The sequence below is a fragment of the Halomonas sp. genome (assembly GCF_052095765.1).
Lineage (GTDB): Bacteria > Pseudomonadota > Gammaproteobacteria > Pseudomonadales > Halomonadaceae > Halomonas.
This window is the reverse complement of sequence record NZ_JBQDJZ010000143.1, coordinates 1-3,866: the sequence shown is the minus strand read 5'-3', so window position 1 is coordinate 3,866 and position 3,866 is coordinate 1. Positions and strand designations below refer to the sequence as shown.

Annotated in this window: 3 protein-coding genes; all 3 read right to left on the bottom strand. The window is 58.0% G+C overall.

Going from position 1 to position 3,866, the window contains the following annotated elements; translation table 11 throughout:
• Positions 1–227: 227 nt before the first annotated feature.
• Positions 228–1,454, bottom strand: coding sequence for a CaiB/BaiF CoA transferase family protein (locus ACTH3D_RS12790; RefSeq protein WP_441667523.1), 1,227 nt, complete (start codon positions 1,452–1,454; stop codon positions 228–230).
• A gap of 108 nt (positions 1,455–1,562) precedes the next feature.
• Positions 1,563–2,747 (bottom strand): acyl-CoA dehydrogenase, encoded by a 1,185-nt coding sequence (locus tag ACTH3D_RS12785; RefSeq protein ID WP_441667522.1) that lies wholly within the window; start codon positions 2,745–2,747, stop codon positions 1,563–1,565.
• 227 nt (positions 2,748–2,974) lie between these two features.
• Positions 2,975–3,866: 3-hydroxyisobutyrate dehydrogenase (gene mmsB / locus ACTH3D_RS12780; RefSeq protein ID WP_441667520.1), on the bottom strand; the 892-nt coding region annotated here is incomplete at its 5' end.

Here is a 3,866-nt window from a genome sequence, read left to right as displayed (position 1 = left end):
TCCCGCTTGTATCTCCGCCCGCATTGGGCGGAGGTTTACGCGGATTTTTGCTAAGTTATGCTCTTTGAGCGTCTTCTTGTGTGATAGCTAGCCAAAACACGACTTAGGTCTTATTCCATGCTGCCGCCTAAAAGCCACAGTCAGTGATCTCAAGCGTTTTACTGACACAAAAAAACCACTGCTGAAACACGGCAGTGGCATCAATGATGGACAGAGGGATTTAACTGTCAGCGAACAATACCCTCACTACGCAACCTGGCGATATCATCCTTGCTCAGTCCCATGCCCGCCAACACGCTGTCGCTGTCTTGTCCCAGAGTCGGTGGAGGCGTGTCGCTGGTCGCACTCACGCCGTCAAAGCGCAGCGGGTTGGCCACCTGCGGAATATCCCTAGCCCCGCTCTTCAGGGTGCGATGCATCTGACGATGCTGCGCTTGCGGGCAGGCAAAAGCCTCGCTGACACCATTGATAGGCCCGGCTGGAATCCCGCAGGTTTCAAGCTCGGCCAGCCATTCATCACGGCCACGCTTGCTCAGCTCCGCATTGATCTTCTTCACTAGCACGTCGCGATTACCTACTCGAGCCGCATTGGTGGCGTAGGCCGGATCCTCAGCCCACTCGGCATGGCCCAGAAGTGCTGCCAACCGTGAGAACTGCGCATCGTTGCCCACCGTCAGCACCAGATAGCCATCGGCACAGCCAAAGGCTTCATACGGCACGATATTGGGATGGGCATTGCCGAAGCGCTCAGGGTTTTCCCCAGACACCAGAGTATTCAGCGCTTGATTGGCCAGGGTCGCCAACTGCACATCCAACAAAGCCACGTCGATGTGACGCCCTTTGCCGGTCTGCGCCCGCTCATGGAGCGCCGCCAGCACACCCACCGTGGCATAGAGCCCGGTCATGACATCAGTGATCGCTACGCCCGTCTTCATCGGCATGCCGTCCGGTTCACCAGTCAAGCTCATCAGCCCGCCCAGCGCCTGCACCATGAAGTCATAGCCTGGGCGATGCGACCAGGGACCGTCCTGACCAAAACCGGTAATTGAACACACTACCAGCGCGGGATTCTCAGCGCGCAGCGTCTCGGCATCCAGCCCGTAACGCGCCAGCCCGCCGACCTTGAAGTTCTCGAGCATCACATCAGCACCGGCGGCCAGGCGCCGGATCAGCTGCTGCCCTTCGGGCGTAGCGATATCCACGCCCAGGGACTGCTTGCCGCGATTAGCACACAGATAGTAAGCCGCCAGGCGATCAGTATCGCTCGACTCGCCAGCATCATCTCCGCCACCATCGAGCCAGGGGGGGCCCCAGCCACGGGTGTCATCGCCACGCTCGGGGTGTTCGATTTTGATCACCCGGGCACCGAGATCCGCCAACAACTGACCGGACCAGGGCCCGGCCAGCACGCGTGACATGTCAAGCACCACGACGCCTTCCAGGGGGGCTTTCATTCACAGTCTCCTTGCCTTCGACGATTGCACGACTAGTTACCACTGAACGCCGACACAGAGCAGGGTCACGCACCCTGCTCTGTGTCTTTCACAGGCTGCGCCCAGCGTTTACGGGCAGCTGAATGACTGGATACCCGTCTGGGCACGCCCCAGGATCAACGCATGTACATCATGGGTGCCTTCGTAGGTGTTTACCGCTTCAAGGTTCATGACGTGGCGGATCACGTTGTATTCATCAGAGATGCCGTTGCCGCCGTGCATGTCTCGCGCCACACGGGCGATATCGAGTGCCTTGCCGCAGTTGTTGCGCTTGATCAGCGAAATGGCTTCCGGCACCAGCTGGCCGGCATCGATCATCCGACCCACACGCAGTGCGGCCTGTAGCCCAAGGGCGATCTCGGTCTGCATGTCCGCGAGCTTCTTCTGGATCAGCTGGTTAGCAGCCAGCGGGCGGCCAAACTGCTTGCGGTCCAGCGTGTACTCCAGCCCAGCGTGCCAACAAGCTTCAGCGGCCCCCATAGTGCCCCAGGCGATACCGTAGCGAGCACGGTTGAGGCACGAGAACGGCCCTTTCAGTCCGGTGACCTCCGGCAGACGCTGGTCGTCAGAGACCTCGACATCCTGCATGGCAATCTGGCCGGTAATGGAGGCGCGTAGGCTGAACTTACCGTCGATCTTGGGAGCACTCAGACCCTTCATGCCCTTTTCGAGGATAAAGCCACGAATCACCCCTTCATCGTCCTTGGCCCAGATAACAAACACATCGGCGATCGGCGAGTTGGTGATCCAGGTCTTGGTTCCGTTAATCCGCCAGCCGCCGTCGGTACGCGTAGCACGCGTACTCATGCCGCCCGGATCAGAACCGTGATCAGGCTCGGTCAAGCCGAAGGCGCCAACCCACTCTCCGGTGGCCAGTTTTGGCAGGTACTTATCTTTCTGGGCTTCACTGCCGAAGGCGTGAATGGGATACATCACTAGGCTGGACTGCACACTCATGGCGCTGCGGTAACCGGAATCGACTCGCTCGACCTCACGGGCAATCAGGCCGTAGCTGACATAGTTCATCCCAGCGCATCCATAGCCATCTATGGTGGCGCCCAGCAAACCAAGCTCGCCCATCTCGTTCATGATCTCACGATCAAAGTGCTCATGGCGGTTAGCCTCAAGCACGCGTGGCATCAGCTGCTCTTGACAATAGTCGTAGGCGGTCTGCTGTACCATGCGCTCGTCTTCATCGAGCTGATCAATCAGACGGAAGGGGTCTTCCCAGGTGACGGGGGTAATCTGACTCATGATAAATCGACTCCGTTGTTGATAATTTCTACATTCTTAATAAATGTAGACTAAAAAAAAGGACTGCGCCAGCTTTATATGTCAAAAAACACCCGGTTGACGAAATTTATCCGTGGCAAGGCGACGGCGAAAAAAACACGCCCAGACAAACCAGTCAGAGCGTGCAATGGCAGTTCCTTGAGCGCTGGCTCTTAGCGCTAGATAACAACCGCTATTATCAACTCTCGTCAGCTGCCATCATTGCCCCGATACAATCGTTGGATGCTGGAAAAGTCCAGCTTCCCGTTGCCCTGGGCACTATGCAGAGCAAACAGGTTGCGCGCCTCGGATCCCATAGGAATAGTTGACTTTGAATCCAGCGCCAGCTCCCAAGCCAGCCCAAGGTCTTTGGCCATCAAGTCAGTTAGGAACCCTCCCTGGTAATCACGCGAGGCAGCCGAGCCTTCCATGACACCCGGCCAGGGGTTGTAAACATTAAGCGCCCAGTTGCCGCCGCTGCTCTGCTTCATGATCTCCGAGAGCACCGCCGGATCCATGCCACTGTTTACCCCCAGCGCTAATGCCTCTGCGGTGCCGCTCATCAGCACCGCAAGCAGCATGTTGTTGCAGATTTTGGCAACCTGCCCTGCGCCGTTCTCGCCGGCATGAAAAATATTCTTACCCATTACTTCCAGCACTGGCCTTGCCTGCTCAAATGCAACCTGATCACCACCTACAATGAACGTCAGGGTGCCAGCCTTCGCGCCACCAATCCCCCCAGAAACCGGTGCATCCAAATAGCTGAAACCACGCTGACTGGCCTCAGCACCCATCGTACGGGCGTCTTCGGGAGAGATTGTCGAGGCATCGATGATCAACGGTTTGTGACTCAGCATATCCAGCAGGCCCGGCTGATGATCATCACCGAGATAGAGCCCGCGAACATGGGCACCCGCCGGTAGCATCGACACCACGACCTCGGCATTGGCACAGGCTTCAGCGGCGCTGCTGGCTCGCTTTGCACCTTGCTGCTCCAACGCGACCAGCGCGTCTTCCACCAGATCAAACACAACAAGCTCATAACCTGCTGCGCTGAGGTTGCTGGCCATGGGCGCGCCCATGTTGCCAAGCCCGATAAAG